At 49.7% G+C, this 16,030-nt stretch carries 15 protein-coding genes; 3 read left to right on the forward strand and 12 right to left on the reverse strand.

What is annotated here, in order from left to right; translation table 11 throughout:
• The first annotated feature begins 23 nt into the window (after positions 1 to 23).
• The 3 genes from O4H47_RS00860 to O4H47_RS00870 are packed head-to-tail and all read left to right on the forward strand — an operon-like array spanning position 24 to position 1,045.
• The gene (locus O4H47_RS00860) at positions 24 to 347 is read left to right on the forward strand and encodes a hypothetical protein (RefSeq protein ID WP_269392038.1); all 324 of its coding nucleotides are present in this window, start codon (positions 24 to 26) and stop codon (positions 345 to 347) included.
• Positions 348 to 848 carry a hypothetical protein gene (locus O4H47_RS00865; protein ID WP_269392039.1) on the forward strand — a complete coding sequence of 167 codons (501 nt, stop codon included), beginning with the start codon at positions 348 to 350 and terminating at the stop codon, positions 846 to 848.
• A complete protein-coding gene (locus O4H47_RS00870; protein WP_269392040.1) occupies positions 845 to 1,045 on the forward strand; it encodes a hypothetical protein in 201 nt (66 codons plus the stop codon). The genes O4H47_RS00865 and O4H47_RS00870 overlap by 4 nt, the downstream gene beginning before the upstream one ends.
• Here the strand turns inward: O4H47_RS00870 and O4H47_RS00875 are convergent.
• The 12 genes from O4H47_RS00875 to O4H47_RS00930 all read right to left on the reverse strand — a co-directional run bounded on the left by O4H47_RS00875 (position 1,042) and on the right by O4H47_RS00930 (position 16,022).
• Complete coding sequence (locus O4H47_RS00875) at positions 1,042 to 3,237, reverse strand: hypothetical protein (RefSeq protein ID WP_269392041.1); 2,196 nt, start codon at positions 3,235 to 3,237, stop codon at positions 1,042 to 1,044. The genes O4H47_RS00870 and O4H47_RS00875 overlap by 4 nt on opposite strands.
• The gene (locus O4H47_RS00880; protein ID WP_269392042.1) at positions 3,237 to 4,463 is read right to left on the reverse strand and encodes a hypothetical protein; all 1,227 of its coding nucleotides are present in this window, start codon (positions 4,461 to 4,463) and stop codon (positions 3,237 to 3,239) included. The genes O4H47_RS00875 and O4H47_RS00880 overlap by 1 nt, the downstream gene beginning before the upstream one ends.
• Before the next feature lie 9 nt (positions 4,464 to 4,472).
• A complete protein-coding gene (locus O4H47_RS00885; RefSeq protein WP_269392043.1) occupies positions 4,473 to 5,327 on the reverse strand; it encodes a hypothetical protein in 855 nt (284 codons plus the stop codon).
• Positions 5,317 to 5,715, reverse strand: a complete 399-nt coding sequence (locus O4H47_RS00890; protein ID WP_269392044.1) for a hypothetical protein — start codon at positions 5,713 to 5,715, stop codon at positions 5,317 to 5,319. Before O4H47_RS00890 ends, O4H47_RS00885 begins: the two co-directional genes overlap by 11 nt.
• Positions 5,712 to 7,919: a hypothetical protein gene (locus O4H47_RS00895; RefSeq protein WP_269392045.1), complete on the reverse strand. Its 2,208-nt coding sequence runs from the start codon at positions 7,917 to 7,919 to the stop codon at positions 5,712 to 5,714. Before O4H47_RS00895 ends, O4H47_RS00890 begins: the two co-directional genes overlap by 4 nt.
• Positions 7,920 to 8,079: 160 nt before the next feature.
• A complete protein-coding gene (locus O4H47_RS00900; RefSeq protein ID WP_269392046.1) occupies positions 8,080 to 8,730 on the reverse strand; it encodes a hypothetical protein in 651 nt (216 codons plus the stop codon).
• 64 nt (positions 8,731 to 8,794) lie between these two features.
• Entirely contained in the window at positions 8,795 to 9,160 is a 366-nt protein-coding gene (locus O4H47_RS00905) for a hypothetical protein (protein ID WP_269392047.1), read from the reverse strand.
• A 1-nt stretch (position 9,161) separates the two neighbouring features.
• Positions 9,162 to 10,703, reverse strand: coding sequence for a hypothetical protein (locus tag O4H47_RS00910; RefSeq protein WP_269392048.1), 1,542 nt, complete (start codon positions 10,701 to 10,703; stop codon positions 9,162 to 9,164).
• Positions 10,704 to 10,763: 60 nt separating this feature from the next.
• Positions 10,764 to 11,414, reverse strand: coding sequence for a phage adaptor protein (locus O4H47_RS00915; protein WP_269392049.1), 651 nt, complete (start codon positions 11,412 to 11,414; stop codon positions 10,764 to 10,766).
• Between the two features lie 60 nt (positions 11,415 to 11,474).
• Positions 11,475 to 12,653, reverse strand: coding sequence for a P22 phage major capsid protein family protein (locus tag O4H47_RS00920; protein WP_269392050.1), 1,179 nt, complete (start codon positions 12,651 to 12,653; stop codon positions 11,475 to 11,477).
• A gap of 43 nt (positions 12,654 to 12,696) precedes the next feature.
• Positions 12,697 to 13,710 (reverse strand): hypothetical protein, encoded by a 1,014-nt coding sequence (locus tag O4H47_RS00925; RefSeq protein WP_269392051.1) that lies wholly within the window; start codon positions 13,708 to 13,710, stop codon positions 12,697 to 12,699.
• Positions 13,711 to 13,808: 98 nt separating this feature from the next.
• Positions 13,809 to 16,022, reverse strand: coding sequence for a portal protein (locus O4H47_RS00930; RefSeq protein ID WP_269392052.1), 2,214 nt, complete (start codon positions 16,020 to 16,022; stop codon positions 13,809 to 13,811).
• Positions 16,023 to 16,030 lie beyond the last annotated feature (8 nt).

Consider the following 16,030-nt stretch of genomic DNA (forward strand, 5'->3'; position numbering starts at 1 on the left):
CTTGGCTGTTGCATTCTCAGCGCATGTTTAAAAAAGCTTTATTGATCTCACTATTATTCGTAGGCCCCGCCAATGCTTGGACCTACAACCTCAAACGTGACCTTGGCGTCGTTGGGTTTCAGCGCCATTGTCTATACTCAAATGACGAAACATATGCGGTTAACTCGACTGATCTTTGCCCTATGTCGGTTGAAGACAGTGCGCCGGGGTTTGGCGGCGGGACCGGATATTACCAAGGCGAGTATCAGGACGGGCTAAACAAGGTCTGTGTGTACGACGTTCTTGGCGAGCAACGGGCCATTAGAGTTTCAAGCATATCCCTTTGCCCTCAAACTCAGCGGTTCTAAATGACTATTTTATCTCTACTGGTAAGAAGCCTCTTTAGTTTGGCTGTTGTTTGCACGTCGGCGGTCGCCTCGGACTTGATAAAGCCGGGCGTGTATTTTTGCAGAGACACAGCAGTTGGGGGAATTTCATTTGACGCCACCAGCGACATGTGGCGCTCAACTAAATTCAAGGCAGACGACGAATTTTTCTTGCGCGCAATACCAACAAGCGAGAAAATTACGCCAAAAGACACCAAAAGCGCCTACCAGAAATATGAAATATCGCTAAAGCCGACCGGGTTTGAAACCTACACCGACTGCTCCAATGATGCTAGTATTTTTAGTGACCTTAATGTGTACGGGCCCGTTGTTTGGTGTAGGGCTTTCCTTTCGAGATACAACTTCAACTTTGAGAACGGGCGTTTTTCATCCGCCTATCAAATTGGCTATGTTAGTGGTGATGACAATAACAAGAACACCCCCGCCATTTCAATTGGAACCTGCGATTGGATAACCAAATGACTGAAGAACCCAAAATCATTGAAGGCACAGCCCGCCGAAAAGACGCACCGCCTAAAAGGGAATGGAACGTTGCCGATCCTATAGAGCGGATTGTCATTTTGGTTATTTCGGCTTTTGCGCTAACAATCGCTGCTAGATACGGCTCTGATGTTGGGGCAATCCTTTTCCCGTTTCTACCGGACACCCCAGTATTCTAGTTTAGCTGAGGGCGGCTTGCGACAATTGGCAAGGCTTTTTCAAGGCCAACGCCATAAGCCTCAAGCGCTTTCATCCATCCTCGGGTTGCCATTGCGTTGAATTGAGCTTTGGCAAGCAATTTCGGATCGTTGGAAAGAAGAATGCGCCCAACTTCTTTGAGAACGCGCTCGTCAATCTTGCCGCCTAATGTAGCAGCCCCTTTCCTGCCAAGCGCTAGCATTGCCCCCATGCCAAGGCTTGTTTGCCAGTCCTGTCCTGTTACTGCGCCTAAACCTGCGCCAGTCGCACCAACGCCACCAGCCATGCCTAGTTCATGAAGGAATTGAGCTGTTTTAGAATTTCCCATGGCCCCGCGCATTTTGTCCATAATGTCTTCGACACGAACAAACGCCTCAAGTTCACGGCTGGCATTTTTGCCTAAAACCATTTCGTTTAACTCACGAGCGGCGGGGTTACCAAACATTTGCTGCACAATATTGCGGTTATCGGATGCGGCCCGCATAGTGTCGATCATCTCACTAGAATAGCCAGCCTGAAACGCTTTCTTTTCAGCGTCTTTCATGCCTTCAAATGCGGCTTTTGCTTCTGGTACAAGTTTGCGGTTGCGGGCGAATTTTTTACCCGCGTCTAACGCGTCGTCAGCGCCAAAGAATGCGGCAGCTCCGATGCGCGCGTCTTTAAATTCAGTCACCGCATTATCAAGAGCGTTGTTTAAGGATTGTCGAACACCGTTAATTTCATTAAATGCTGCGCTGCCCGGATGCCCCGCCGCCTCCGCTTGCTTCCTCAAGTCGCGCTGCACTTGATCCCAAAACGCTAAATTCGGTTTGGCAACCGAACCATCTGGCAATTTACGCAATGAAATAGAACCATCATTATTGAACACAAACGGGTTTTTGACTGGTTTAATACCTTCTGCAACGGACCGGTTCGCCCCGCTTGTTTCTGCTGATTTAACCGCACTACGCAAAGCAGGAGAACGCATTAGCTGCGAAAAGTTATCATCCCACATGGCTTGTGCTTTTGGAGACTGATAAGCCTTTAAATACGCTGGTTTATTGGCCGCTCTAGCCGCCTCTTTCAATTGGCTTTGGAATTTTAGGTCATCAACATTCCCGCCGACAAGACGGGTAAGAGTTTGGATTGCCCGTCCTGCTTGACCTTTATACCTATCGCTAACGACCTTCTCCATTTGGCCGCGAAATTCGGGTGAAGTATTGGCCGCTGATCTAGCAAGGGCGCGGGTTGTTTCGCCGCCCCGGTCAACGTTCATAATGTTTTGTCCGTTAAGACGTGCTGTCGCTTCATCTGCTTGGTTTAGTACGCTACTTGGCATTGATGCCTGATCTATGCTGTTTGCCAATACAACACGTCTTGCGCCCTCATAAGCTGGGTCAAACATACTTTTTGCGAAATGTCCGGCGTTTTTGACCTTATCCGCTCCAAACTTTACAGCTTTAGAAGCAATAGGCATTGCAGCCGATAAGCCGCCGCCCAATGCGACACTACCCGCCGCATCTTGCAAAGAGCCACCACGCGCCAATGTGTCAGCACCGGAAAGGGTCGCGTTTGTGCCAATACCCGCCGCATAACGTGTTGCCGCATTCTTGCCCTCAAGGCCCAACGCCTGTTTACCCATTTGGGTTTGCGCCAACTTGCCCATAGATGCGATCGCACCTGTCATATTCCCGGTAAAAGCCTCAACTGGGGCGCGGCTTTCCCTAATGTCACGGTTTTGTGCTAATACGTCACGGGTCATTGCGGGGTCATAACCTTGCAAGCGCCCCACGGTTTCAGCCATAACGGCATCTGCGCCGCGCTGCACCAACGGCCCAACAACGGGAACGCCCTCGAGTGTGTTTTCGGCAAATGTGCCAATACGTTGACCTAAATCCATCTTGCCGTATTGCTCTTCGAGCGCTTTTTCTTCAGCCGATTTCTGTTCACGGCCCAAACGTTCTTGTTCTTGCCAGAATTGTTCGCCTTCATTATGACCTTGTGCGCCTTTTGGTACTGGCAGGCCAAAGTCCATATCATTTGTGTTGGCCGGGGCTTGTTGAGCTGCCTTGAATTGGCGAACAGCTTCAATGGAAGTCCCTTCGCCTGAAATATAGGCGTCTATGTCAGTTTCAGGCGCACCTTGGCTAACCATTTTTGCCACGTTACGCTTAACTTTTGCGAGATCAGCCATTATTCAAGCCCATATTTTGATTTGAGGTCGTTCAACCCGCTACCGGCCTGTTGTGTAGGCGCACCGTTTACATCGGGGTAGGCTTCGAACTTGGCCATAATGCCGTCAATAAATTCCAGCGTTTGGCGCATTTGTTCTTCTGAACTATCTTGAGAAAGAGCGCCAAGGCTAGCTTGCAGCAACGCCAGTTCGCGTTCAGAAACAGCACCCAAAGCGCCGCCTGTAGGACTTGCATCTCGCATCGCTTGGAGTCGATCAAACGAAACAATAGACTGCAATGTAGCAAGGTTATTGCGAACATCTGTTGCTTCTTGGTTCATGCCCGCAAGTTTAGAACCCCAAACACCAACTTCTGGCAGATCAAACAGCCCACCATTGTCAATCTTAGCGCGAATATTGCTAATCGCTTGACGTGCAACTGTAGCTTTTTGCCGCTCTTGTTCAAACTTCAATGCTTCGTGTTTTGTCGTGTCTTCTGGCCCCCCAGCGATAGGCTGCATGGAAGTTGCACCTGTTACAGGGTCTTTGAACAACTCATATCCTTGCGGAATGGTGCCATATTCAGAGCCAACGTTGGTTGTAATGCTCGTTGCCCCCGCTTGCTTCAACGCGGTATTGTAATCTAACCAGCTAAGAGGTTCTTGTCCTGATGCCCTAGCCTGATCAGCATAGAATTGGTATTCCTGAACATCGGCAGGCTGCTTGTCGCCCCCACCCGCTAATTTAACGCCTTGCTGTTCGAGAACCTTCTGCATGGTACCCGGTGTTGCGCGCGCGAACGAAGACATGTTTGGCATATTTTCGTCCACGTATTCAAACATGGCCTGTGTTTCCGCGTCCGCCGCCATGCCTTGCTGTTCTTGTTGTGCAAACTTCATGGCTAGTTCAGGCTGTGATCGTGCCAATGATTGATATTTTGGAGGGACAACACTTAGCGCGTGGTCAACCAAGGTTTGGCGATCCATGCCTTGTTGCTCACGTTCTTGCTGTGCAAGTTGGTCTTGTTCTTTTTGGCGCTGTATATCATGGCCTAACGCGAATGCCTGTGGTGCGCCTTCCATGAAATTGCCGGGGTCGCCAACTGTGACAGCATTGCCCAACATTGCCATACGGCCATAACGGTTTGGGTCATCTGCGCCAAGCCCTAAGCCATCCATGAAACCAAGCTTTTTGCCCGTTTCAGGATTCATAAAGCCGTTCTGAATATTTGAAAATAATCCAGCCATAATACGCTCCTAAAGCATAGACCCAAGCACTGCGAGTGGGTTGAAATTGAGAGGCTTGGTTGAGGTTTGCGTAACGCCTGGAGTAGGTAACTTGCCTTGCGTCCAATCCAGCAAATTCAGCAAACGGTTTTGTTCTTCTTGGTTCTGCGCAAGGTCGAATATATTTTGTCGTTCCATTGCACCAAAGGCGTTGATTTTGCGCCCATGTTGGTCATTTACGGCTTGTGATGCAGCGATTTTTGAATTGAGGTTGTTGCTTGCCCCAAACCTTGCCGCCTCGTTCGCCATTTGCGCATTTGCAAGGTCAGCTTGGTTTTTCATTTGGGCATTGTTTAGTGCAAGATTTGTCGAATTATCATATCCCTGCGCCATAATGCCGTTGATTGCCTTGCCAACGTTTTCGCCATACCCACGGTTAAGCTGTGCGCGTTCCAATGCAGAACCAGAACCGCCAAAGGCAACCGCCGATGCATGTCGCGCCCCGATTTTTGCATCTGTATTATCGCGTTCCCGGCGCATAGTGTTGATTGTGTCGCGCCCTACGCCCTCAAGATAGGGGTTCATACCCTCTATGATCTGTTCACCATCAACCGTATGGGCTTGCGCTGTGCTTGGCGTATAGCCGCCGCCAGCCGCTGCAATTTCGCTGGTGTAGTCATGGCCCGTATTGCTACCGATACCGTCCACAAGCGCTCGTGTGGCGTTCTGGCGGTCCGTTTTAGGTGGCACTGGCATACCGCCCAAATTCCAATAGTGCTGGGCAGTGCTGCCAACTTTTTTCTGATACTCATCCATCATCGCCTCAACTTGAGGGGAATATTGTTGAGATGTTGAGGTTTTGCTTTCGCCAATTTTAAAGCTCATGCGTTAACTCCTTGGCTAGAATTCTAGCTTGCTCTGAATAGCCGGGAAGCGTTCTTAAGAACCCCGCACGGCCAATAATTTTGATTTGGGTGCAGCCAAGAGACTTGCCCCATTGTTCTATGGATTTTTCGAGGTCTAAGATTTCGGGTTCGATACCGCCCGCCAGCCAGCAAAGAACAAACGTCTTGCCGCTTGGCGTGGTTTCGATGCGGGTCACAACTGCGCTGCTTTCGCGTGAGTGAAGCTGCGCTTGGTTGCTCATTATTTCGTGTCGAACGTGGTCTATGGTGAACTCGCCACCTACCCGATCAACAGCGCGTTGAATAAACGGTACGCACCGCTCAAATTCTTCTAGGTACGCATCCCAAACTTTTGCAGGGGCGCTCATCTCCGAGCCTGTGTTGGGGTTACATCAAGTGTTAGCTTGCCCAACCGCCATGCGGCCCCGCTTGTCAGCCCATCGATGCGTATGCGGGCTTGGCGGGAAAGGGTTCGCGGGAAAACTCTTGTGGTTGAAGGGGTGATTGCCGCGCTTTCCCAAACCTTATCGGTCCCATGCGGATCAAGACGGGTGGTAAGCGTGTATTTGAGGTTGCCCTCTTGGTTGTGAATGTCTGGAATGATTGTATTGATGCAGAATAGGTTTTCGCCCTCGCCTAGATCAAAATCACCGCTTTCAATATATTCGTTTAGGGCCGCGCCGTTCGCTGTTTGGCCGCTCTCATGTTCAGAAATATAGCTTTCACCGCTGCTATTTGGGGCCGTTACAGCGATCGGGTTTTCAAGCACCCCCGCGGCTTTCCAGGCTGTCCGTGCAAGTTGGTGCGGCACCCATGGAATTTCATTTTCCCCCGCGCTTTGCGTCCAAGAACAAGCTACAGCGCGTGAACACTCGCGCCCATCCCTTGCATCGGGGTAGAAGAACCAACACTCATCAAATTTGGAATTAATACCCGCGTGAACCTTCAGCGCTTGGTTGCGGTCAAGATTGGCAAATACGTCTTCGCCCAATGGGCAAATAATGGCTTCAGGCACACCAAGGTTGGTAGACCCCACGCCCCTAAACATATAGAATTGACCCGAATTGCTCATCCACATCACAAATCCAGATGAAGCGGCCATTGCGTTGCGCGAGATTAGACCACACCCCGGCCCAACTAAGTTGGCATTGAAGGCTTTTCCTACTTCCCCGAGGTACTGAAGGGAAAACACCCCATCGTCACCCCAAACAAGGTTTTGTTGGCGCGTTGCAATTCCAGCCATGAGGCGACCACCGCCCCCGCTTAGGGTTTCTTCAGATGAAATATTGTCAGTGTCAGGAATCCATAAACGGTTATTGCCAAGCGCAGAACAACGATAAGAAGTCGCGCTATACGAACCGTTTAAAAGGGTTGTGCCAAGGGCGACAACAACACCACGAGGCTCAACAAACATCGCATCAACGCGCGGGGGAGCTGTGGTAATGCGGTAGGCTTTGTCGTAGAGCGTATAGGTGACATTATCCACATCACCCGCAAAAGTTGAATCAGCTTCAAACACAATATCAACAGGATCGGCTGGACAAAGGAATAAGCGGCGATATGTCCCTGTTTTAGTAATGGCAGAACTTGCAGCCCCAACATCAATAACAGCCGGGGTTGTCCCTGCATTTACCCGTAGTTTTAATGAGCCCGCTGTTCTGGTTACATCAAAGGTTGCGACATAATATCTGCCACCCTCAAGAACCTCTTCAATATTTTGGCTTAGATTTGCACCAGTGCCAGCGGTTTTTGATACCTTGCTGGCTCCATAAGCCCAACCAGTACCTAAAGCCCATCCACTTGCGTCTGTGGCAAAATCACCATTGAACGCTAAATCAAGATAGTTCGTTTCGGCTTGATACTCAAAAATAGGAAAGCCAGACGGGTTCGCAATGAGGTTCTCGCCCCAATTATCAAGGCTCCAGGTCCTTAGTTCTTCAATTGGAGCATCAGATCCGCTATATGGGCCACCCCCAAAACTGTCGCTACCAAAGCCAGCATCAGGGTTGCTGCCAAGTCCAACAGGTAAAGGGGCCACTAAATCAACAAACCCACCTGTGGGGGTCGATGCGGTTGACGTAGCGTTCGAACCATGGGTGATCGTGATCTGACGTTCTGTGACTACTTCTGTAACGGTGTAGGACCCATCAATCGTAAGACCACCAACAGTGGATTGTTGGTTGGAAAACACAACCGTATTGCCTGCGGACAAGCGATGAACATTTTCGAACTTTACCGTTACAATTGGAGAGCCGTTTACCGTTGTAAAAGCATCCTCAAGTACTGTGTCGAATAGATTAGGAGTGATGTCGCGCTGAGTGCCATTTATGCGGGAATATAGGTGACTAGACGTGCCGATTGCTTCCGCGCTTTTGCCCTCTATCGTGCGCCAAGTATGTATTTTGCGCCCAGCCCCCTCCATTGTGGTTGAGTTAAGCTGCCAACCGCCAATAACTTGTGGCAATCCTTGCCAAAACCGCATAAAGTTGGAGCCAACCCACCCGCCTTCATTCATAAGCCCGGTGTCGCGTTTATTAACAGTCGGGCGAAATTGGAGCGGCAATACGGTCATTACGCGTTCTCGTTATTTTGTGGTGTGTAAATTCTGGCAGGGGGTGTTTTGTTGTAAGAATCTTGCAGCTTTTGCGCGATTTTCTTACGGGCGCTCACTGCTTTTGCCCCCGACTTGGCCTCAAGCTCATCGTCGTGCAGTACGGGCTTTGAAACCCGCATTAGAATGAGAACTTAGGTTTGGTTGAACGCGCAGCCGGGGCGTAAACGCCTTGGCTTTGCAGCCCCTCATATGCCCCCGCTGTAAGGCCGTCTAACCCTTCAGGATTGCCCAAAAGGGGCAATGAGCTTTGGTTGTTTTCTTGGCCTGTAACTTGGCCAAAGTTTGGGTTGCTGTATTCAGCGCCCAAAATACCGTCCAACATGCCATTGCCAGCCATTTGGTTATAGTTTTGTTGTTGGCGGGTTTGGTTCTCTTGGCGAAGCGTTACCGCATTATTGAAGCGGTCCATGTACTCAGCGTACTCGGGGTTTTCGGTTTGAGGTGTGCCAGGGTTGATAATCGTTCGTTCAACTGAAGGCGTGCCCTGTTCAGTGGAAACACCACCCCCCAACATTTGGACAGTGCCATCCGCATTTGTAATCGTAGTCGGGGTGCCTTGTGTCTCTGTGTACGCCCCGCCCAACATCTGATAACCATACTCTGGCTCGCTGCCACCAATAAGCCGACTAGGCGCGTTGCTCTGCCAGTCGTTAACGAACTCATCATCTGAATCAACGCGGGTTGAGTATGGGTGGCTTTGTCGCATTGGGAATGAAGGTCTGTTTGCCCCCATACCACCAAAGCCGTTTGGATTACCAAATCCTGCCATGTTAATTTCTCCATAAAAAAAGCCCCCTTGCGGAGGCGGTGCGGGTTACTGATTTACTTGGTTTTTAAAATCCACTCACAAAGTCGAGGAGCGCTTTAGAAGGCTTTGGCCAGTGCTTGTCGCTATCAATGCTCTTCCGCCTGTCCTTGGCTAATTCTGGCCATGTAGAGCGCATGTCATTGATCCATTGAAGCCCTTCGCGATAGAGCGACATTTGAACTTCATCAAACAAAGTTGCCGCAGCCGTTGCAGTCATTGCAGATTGCGCGGTTTCGTTCATAACTGCCAGAATACGCGTACGACATTCAGCTTTTGCTTCGACCAAACGTTGCTCAATTTCTTCTTCCACTGGGATATCTGGGAACAAGGCGTCATATTTCGCCTTTGAAATCTCAATCCGCTTACCGTCAATTAGCTGTGTGTATTTCATTCTAATAGCTCACATATCCGGGCGTGATTTCGCCGCTTTCGAGGTTCCCGCCTGTCATGTTAAATCGTATATGGGTTAAGGTCGTCGTGGTTTTCCACTCGCCAAACAAAGTTACATGCGTAATGTTGCCTGCTTCTGACATATAGACCCATTCGGCCCTAAACCTAGGCCATTCTGACGAAGAAGGAAGAATGCGAAGAGTTCCTGATGCTCCATATTCACTGGCGCCAGACCCCATGTATACTGGAGTTTTAACTAAGGCACCGGAACTCGCGCTCAGCGTAGGCCCACCAAGAGTTGATGACACAATACTAATTGTGTTAGTGGTGACCGCAAATGTCGAGCCACCGTCATCTGACGCCGAAAAAGAGAAACCCTTATTATCTGTTGCAGGAATCACGTTTTTAACAGAAAAGAACCATTCATCAGCGCCAGCCTCTAAGGTGAAATCAGCGGTTGCATCACTTGATAGGCTTGTGGTCGTGCCGTAGATCGTTTGAGAGGCAGAAATACCTGTTAGTTGCGAACCATCAACAGCAGGCAGTTTGGCAGACCCGTCTAACTGCACAAGATCATTTGCCCCGGTGCCCACATCGCTTGCGGTTAACGCGCCAATTGCGGTTGCAACTTCTGTGGCTGATTTGCTTTCGTATGCGGTGGCCCCAGCATTAACCTGCAAAAACTCATTTGCTACCTTTGCTGGTAAATTGATACTAGCTGCACTTGCCGCCGCCGCGTCTGCACTCGCAGCCGCCGCGTCTGCACTCGCAGCCGCCGCGATAACATCAAGACCCGTTAAAACAACATCTGCATTTGTGGTGGCTGCGTCCGCGTTCGTTGATACAACATCAGCATTGGTCAAAATCACATTTGCGTTGGTTGTCGCCACATCATCCGCTGTTGTTGCCAGAACAGTCACAATTTCAGCATCAACATAGGCCTTAGTAGAAGCATCTTGCGCAGAGGTTGGATCTGTAACATTGATTATCTTGTTAGAATTAAGATTAAGACTGCCCCCAGCCGCTGCAAAATCTGTAATTTTATTAGCGCGTGTGGTCGCGTCTGACGTGCTAGTAGCTGCTGCAACATTAATCAACTTTTGGCTATTAAGGCTTACAGAAGCGGACGGGGCTTTGATTTTATCTAAAGTGGGGTCAACAACATTGCCGACCAGTGATGACCCTGTTGTATAATACCAAACACCTGTCCCTGCTCGTATAGTTGCAGCGGTGCCACCTAAAGGCTTAAATGTGTTATCGTTAGTGCAATTGTTGACAATAAAATATGCTTTGGCGTTTGCTGGAGCCGTTACAACAAACCCACCAGTACCTGTTAGAACAATCCCAAGACGCCGCGCTTCGTCTGAAACATAATTTGCTACAGAAAGCGTGACATTGGCTTCGACAGCTACCTCAACAGTTGTAAACGCCTCGTCGAACGGGTCCAATGTGTCGGTGTTTAAAATGGGACCCCACGTATTGTTGTTGCTGTATTGTTCTTGCTTTTTAGCGCGTATAACAGCGGTCGCGGTTGGTGAAGGCATACGCCCCTCCTATTGCCGTGCTTGCACAAGGCATTGTGAATTTGTGAATGTCGGAATTGGTTAGCCGTTGTTGATGTTGAACCCGCCGCGCGAAACAAGCGCAGCATCAACCGTTAGGGGTGCTATCGAGGTATTGCGGCTTTCAATGTTTCCAAGCTCCTCTAGCCCCTCTTCAAGCAGCGCCTTATGCTTCACCGCTTCTTCTTGGTCGCGCATGAAAACACCGCCCCATACACAAACAGCGGCAAGGTAAATGTCAGGATGGTTGGTAAGCAGCCAATTGGTTGTTGTGGTCGCATCCAGCACAAGAGATTTGCGATATCGAAAGCGGAATGTGTGTGCCACATCGCAAGGGTGATCTAGGCTGATATTCGTTCCATCAATGCACCAGGCGTCCGGTGAAGCGTTGCCCGTATGAAGCGGCATTTGCCCCGCAATAGATGGTCTAAGTTCGCAAGGCTCACCAAAGGTGGTAAGGTGTAGCGAAATCGGCTCAACATAATCAGATGGAAGCGCAATTTCGCGTGAACCAATGGTTCCGGTTAGGTCTGTGTTGACCTGCATTACCCGTAACTGGAGCTTGCGATTTAGCCGCGCTCCTGCATTTTGGATCATGCTGTCTACATTGTTTTCAAAAGCTGTGTCATCTGTGCGCCATTGATAAAGCGCTACAGCGGTTTTAAGGGTGTCGTAATCGGTAATTAAAGCCATAGATTATTGCCCCGCATAAAAGAAAAAGGGGAGCCAGAAGCCCCCCAATATTGAGTTTGATTAGTTATTCGCCACGCGGGCAGCGAGTTCTGGTCGGATGGTTTTGTAGCCGTACATAACGTCAACACGACAAGGCATTTTATCGTTGTTAATGTCGTATTGGCGCACGATCCGCATTGAAATACCGTCAAGCACTTCACGTTTCGCAAAGTCCACACCTTTAGGCATGATCAAATCGGCTGTTGCAAAGGCAAACGCGTCTTTGTGGTAAGCCATTGAAATGCCGTGAGCCGTTGAGGCCGTACCGGAAATAACAACCGCTTTACCAGAACCAGCACCTGAAATAGTGATGTTTTGACCCGCACCAGTAGTGGTAGGTGTAGGTGACGCCACAATTGAAGTTGTGCCATCCGCTGTTGCAACGAACTGCTGCAATACGCCAGTTGAAACTTTCGTTTCAGGATGCACACGAAACACGCCAGCAATAGTGAACACGTCACCAGCAGAAATAGTGCCAGTACCACCAGAAAGCGTAATGGTTGCAGAACCGTCTGTAATGCCAGTAGATGTATTACAAACGTAGCTAGCACCCGCACCCACTGTGTGGCTTGGCATAAGGGTGTTTTCCCAGAACTTGAAGCCAGCACCCCGGCCAATCATGCCTTCACGGTACTGTTTTGCCACTTCTGTGCTGTCTTGGAATAGGCCTTTGAGGGCGTCAACCAAATCAACGTTGTCTTGAGTGTTCAACGTGCAGTTCAAGTCTGTCGGGGCCAACGCATCAACAAGCTTTTTACGACCTGCTAGGATTTTGGCAAAGGTTGCAGCGGATCCTTGGTTGTCAACTTGCTGATAAACGTCTTTGTAAACGCTTGTGAGCATGTCAGACTCAATATTTGCTGCAAGAACTGACATCGCAGGTTCCAACACGCGAGACGAAAAGTCGTCCATTGAAAGCGTGAGGTCAGATGATGTGAAGTTCAAATCCACACCTTTTTGAGTGCCAACTTGAAGCGTAGTGCTAGACTCTGTGGTGTCTTGAGCCGAAAGTGTCGCACCAGTACGAACGGTGTACTGGTTCGGCAATCGGATTTTCAAGCTATCGCCAATTTTGGCACCGTCTTTGGCGAATGAATCGTCATAAGTCCGGTTAACGTTGCCGATAAAGTTGAGTTTTTGGTGAAGGATGCGCAAAGCTTCGCGCGTCACCTTGGTTGAGGTGAGAAGTGTATTAGCCATTTGTGAAGTTCCTATGTGGCTCTATGGCCACGCAATGTGAGGTTTAACTGCGACTTCGCAGCTGTGCATTGCGGCGGCGTTGCCATTCATCCATTGGCAGGTCGTCACTTAGCCCGGTTGTCGCTGGTGCTGTTCGCCCCTTGGCGACTTGAGTAAGTGGTTGACCTTGTGGAGTAATGGCGGCTTTTGCCTTTTGTGCTGCCGCTTTTTGTTCGGTTTCAAGCTGGTGACCGCGCCACGCTTTGTGGAACATGAGCATTGACCGCTTGTCCGTTGATGCCTGTCGCAGTTCTTCATTTGAAAAACCGTTTTCGATGGCAAATTTGGACACTTTTGCGGCTAGCTCTTTATCCCAGCTTGGGACCACACGTTTCACTTCGCTAATGGCTTCCTCTTGGAGCTTGGCAAGCTGTTTTTCTTGTGCTTGCTGCTCAACTCGAGACCGTTGCTCTTTTTCGTGCTGGACCTGTTTTTGTTTCTCTTCGACCGACTTGAAAAGTTTCTCGCGTTGGTCTTTCAGAACGGTGTATTCACGAAAGCCCTGTTGGGCTTCCATGTAGTCTTCTTGCTCCCACGACGCCCAATCGGCTGGTGTGAGTTTGTTGAACTCTTGCAACCGACCGTCAATAGTGTGGAGTTGTGCATACTCTTGCGTGAACTGTTGAGCCGCCTCCACTTGCTGGTCAATTTCAGCCTGTTTTTGAGACTGATATTCTGCCAGTGCTTTGCGGTGCTCTGCGAGTTCTTGCGTTTTTTGCGTGTAGTCGCGATCCTTCATCAAATGAGGAATGACTTCTTTGGGTAACTTGTACTTTTTCCCATCAATGTCGTATTCTTCGACTTCTGCTTCTGAAGGATCAGCTTCGTCTTCGTTGGCAACGTTTTCGTCGCCTTCTTCACCGTCTGTTTCCAAATCGGTGTCGTCGCCATCTTCTAGGACTTCTTCGCCAACATCGGACTCGTTAGTGGTTTCGTCCGTTTCAACTATTTCACTTGTCGGTTCTTCATCCGGTGAGGAATAGTCTGAATCGTTAGGGGTTCCATCTTCGAGGTTCATAGTTCACTCCTGCAATGCAAGTTGGTGATTAAGCGCCATGACGTTGGCGCATTACGAAAAAGGCCCCCGTTAGGGAGCCTGAATTGGTATTTCTGTGTTTAAAACTGGTCGTCTGCTGGCGGCGCGAACCGTGGGTCTAAGCCCTGCTCATATGGCTGTGGTTCAGGCTGCATTTCTTTTATCGCCCTAGCCCGAGCAAGAGCCGCCGATGCGTTCAGGCTGTTTGCCCGCGCCTGGTCAACCGCATTCATTCCTGCATGAACAGGCGGTGTAACCTTTGGCGCTTGTTGCCCCATTTTGCTTAGGGCTTCCATACGGTCTGTGTCCGCTTCATAGCGGTCTGTCTCAGCTTTGAATTCGTCAACATCAACCTTGCGGGCGTTGTTGGTTCGGTCAGACTCAAGTTTCAACACATAGGCTTGCAATTGCGCGATGGTCTCGTTTTGACCCGCGATTGTTTGCTTGCCTTGCTCAATCAACTGTGTGATTTCTGGTGGTAGCCCGCCCTCTTGGAGTTGAGGTGGCAACATTTTCTTGAACCGCTTGGCAAACTCATCTGCGCCCGGCCAATCAAGGTTTTTAGCGACCAGATCACCAATCAACGGGGCTGAAGCAGGGTTGCGATCAATGAATTTCATCATTTGAACAGCTGCTTCTTCACGTTTTGTCGTAAAGCTAGGTCCTGTGGTGACTGTTAGGTCGAATTTGCCGATCCCCAAATCATAGATGCGTTCAACCTGCTCTTTGAGCGGCGTCCCGTCGTCCCCAATAACAGGGTTGCCGTTCTGGTCCACTTTCGGCTGCATGATAGGCTTGCCGTTTTCGTCTTTGGCCGGGACCGGGCGTTTTAGTGGTACGTTTTTAGGTGCACCGTCTTCGCCCATAATGCGAATAACGCGCTCGGAATTGTAAACCTTTGGAATAAGATCAATGACAATACGACCTGCATGACGGATCGCCCGCGCCATATTATCTTGGAAGTGAAACGTTGACACATCACCACGGCGCTGCAACCTGTGTACTGCAATGCCAGACTGATCACCTGTTACCTGCCCCATAGATGGGTCGTGTAGGCCAATGATTGCTTGCATGTCTTCACGGGCGGTCATGGCTTGCTGCAAAGCGCCCGCCGCTGGTCCAGAGTCTAATGGCTGGCGTTGTGGCTTGTCGCCATTCGCGTTCGGCACCACATCATATTCAAGATACGGGTGATTAGCTGTGTTAGCGGTTGCCCATCGTTTCCCGTCTGACTTGAACGAACCTAAAGGCCCGATATAGGGAACTTTGGGAGCCAGTGCCACAAGTTCAGTAGCCGCTGATTGCCAATAGTTGTATTGACGCTGCGTGTCCTTTGCATCGCAGATCAGCGAGCGGAAATGACGCTTGCCGTTTGCGTCTACAACCTCATCACCATAAACCGGGACAATCGGGATATACTGACCCAACCAATCCTCTGATTTGACAACTTTTGCGCCCGTTAGAATGTGGCGCTTAACTTTGTGGCTGCGCCCAACATATTCGCGAACGGGGTATATCCCATCCAACGATAAGAGCGACGCCTCTGCTTCATAAACAGATTTGTCAATTGATTGCCCGTTGGAAAGAACAACCATAGGGCGGTCAACTTCTTCACGACGCCACCATTTCGCGACAAGAATTTCTTTATCGCGCTTCCAATCTTCAGCCCCTTCAAAATCAAAATCGAAATCAATTTTCTCTTCATTGGGGAATTGTTTTTCAAATGCGTCTTCAGTAAGCCATTCAACCTCAAAGGCTGAATTCCAATCAGATGAGTCAGCCGCTGTGGAATATGGATCGCCATAAATCGAAAACGGATTAGCAACGCGGCGAATGCCAATGTCCAAATCGTCGCTATCGTCATAGGCCCGGTCATATTCAATCTTGAAATAACCCCACCCCATTGACACCGCGTTTTCTGTGGCTGTGTCGTAAGCAATTTCAGCGTCCGAGGTATATTCAATATTGCGAATTAGACCGTTGTAAATATCAGCGGTTTCAACGTCCGCTTTATCATCAGCTGGGTGAACCTTAATTGATGGTTTGTTTTGCCGCGCATCGTTCACCACTTGGCGAATGAACGAGTTCATCATGTTGCGGGTTAGGCATGGGCGGCGGTCGCGCTCACGCTCTTTACGGATATCTTCTGGCCACTGTTTGCCCAACCGCGCGAATTCAGTGTCATCTTCGGCGGTTAACCGGTTGGGACCTTCATATTCAACAGCGATTGCGAGTTCGTCCCTGCCTTCTTGCAGCAGGTCGCGCTCTTCGCCCTTAGAGCGGTCTTTTGTCATAGAATGCT

It is taken from the genome of Maritalea porphyrae (assembly GCF_027213965.1).
Lineage (GTDB): Bacteria > Pseudomonadota > Alphaproteobacteria > Rhizobiales > Devosiaceae > Maritalea > Maritalea porphyrae_A.

Bases quoted from the DNA above. Each gene is read 5' to 3' on its own strand.
- O4H47_RS00860 (WP_269392038.1), top strand. From the start codon at position 24: ATGTTTAAAAAAGCTTTATTGATCTCACTATTATTCGTAGGCCCCGCC.
- O4H47_RS00865 (WP_269392039.1), top strand. From the start codon at position 348: ATGACTATTTTATCTCTACTGGTAAGAAGCCTCTTTAGTTTGGCTGTT.
- O4H47_RS00870 (WP_269392040.1), top strand. From the start codon at position 845: ATGACTGAAGAACCCAAAATCATTGAAGGCACAGCCCGCCGAAAAGAC.
- O4H47_RS00875 (WP_269392041.1), bottom strand. From the start codon at position 3,237: ATGGCTGATCTCGCAAAAGTTAAGCGTAACGTGGCAAAAATGGTTAGC.
- O4H47_RS00880 (WP_269392042.1), bottom strand. From the start codon at position 4,463: ATGGCTGGATTATTTTCAAATATTCAGAACGGCTTTATGAATCCTGAA.
- O4H47_RS00885 (WP_269392043.1), bottom strand. From the start codon at position 5,327: ATGAGCTTTAAAATTGGCGAAAGCAAAACCTCAACATCTCAACAATAT.
- O4H47_RS00890 (WP_269392044.1), bottom strand. From the start codon at position 5,715: ATGAGCGCCCCTGCAAAAGTTTGGGATGCGTACCTAGAAGAATTTGAG.
- O4H47_RS00895 (WP_269392045.1), bottom strand. From the start codon at position 7,919: ATGACCGTATTGCCGCTCCAATTTCGCCCGACTGTTAATAAACGCGAC.
- O4H47_RS00900 (WP_269392046.1), bottom strand. From the start codon at position 8,730: ATGGCAGGATTTGGTAATCCAAACGGCTTTGGTGGTATGGGGGCAAAC.
- O4H47_RS00905 (WP_269392047.1), bottom strand. From the start codon at position 9,160: ATGAAATACACACAGCTAATTGACGGTAAGCGGATTGAGATTTCAAAG.
- O4H47_RS00910 (WP_269392048.1), bottom strand. From the start codon at position 10,703: ATGCCTTCACCAACCGCGACCGCTGTTATACGCGCTAAAAAGCAAGAA.
- O4H47_RS00915 (WP_269392049.1), bottom strand. From the start codon at position 11,414: ATGGCTTTAATTACCGATTACGACACCCTTAAAACCGCTGTAGCGCTT.
- O4H47_RS00920 (WP_269392050.1), bottom strand. From the start codon at position 12,653: ATGGCTAATACACTTCTCACCTCAACCAAGGTGACGCGCGAAGCTTTG.
- O4H47_RS00925 (WP_269392051.1), bottom strand. From the start codon at position 13,710: ATGAACCTCGAAGATGGAACCCCTAACGATTCAGACTATTCCTCACCG.
- O4H47_RS00930 (WP_269392052.1), bottom strand. From the start codon at position 16,022: ATGACAAAAGACCGCTCTAAGGGCGAAGAGCGCGACCTGCTGCAAGAA.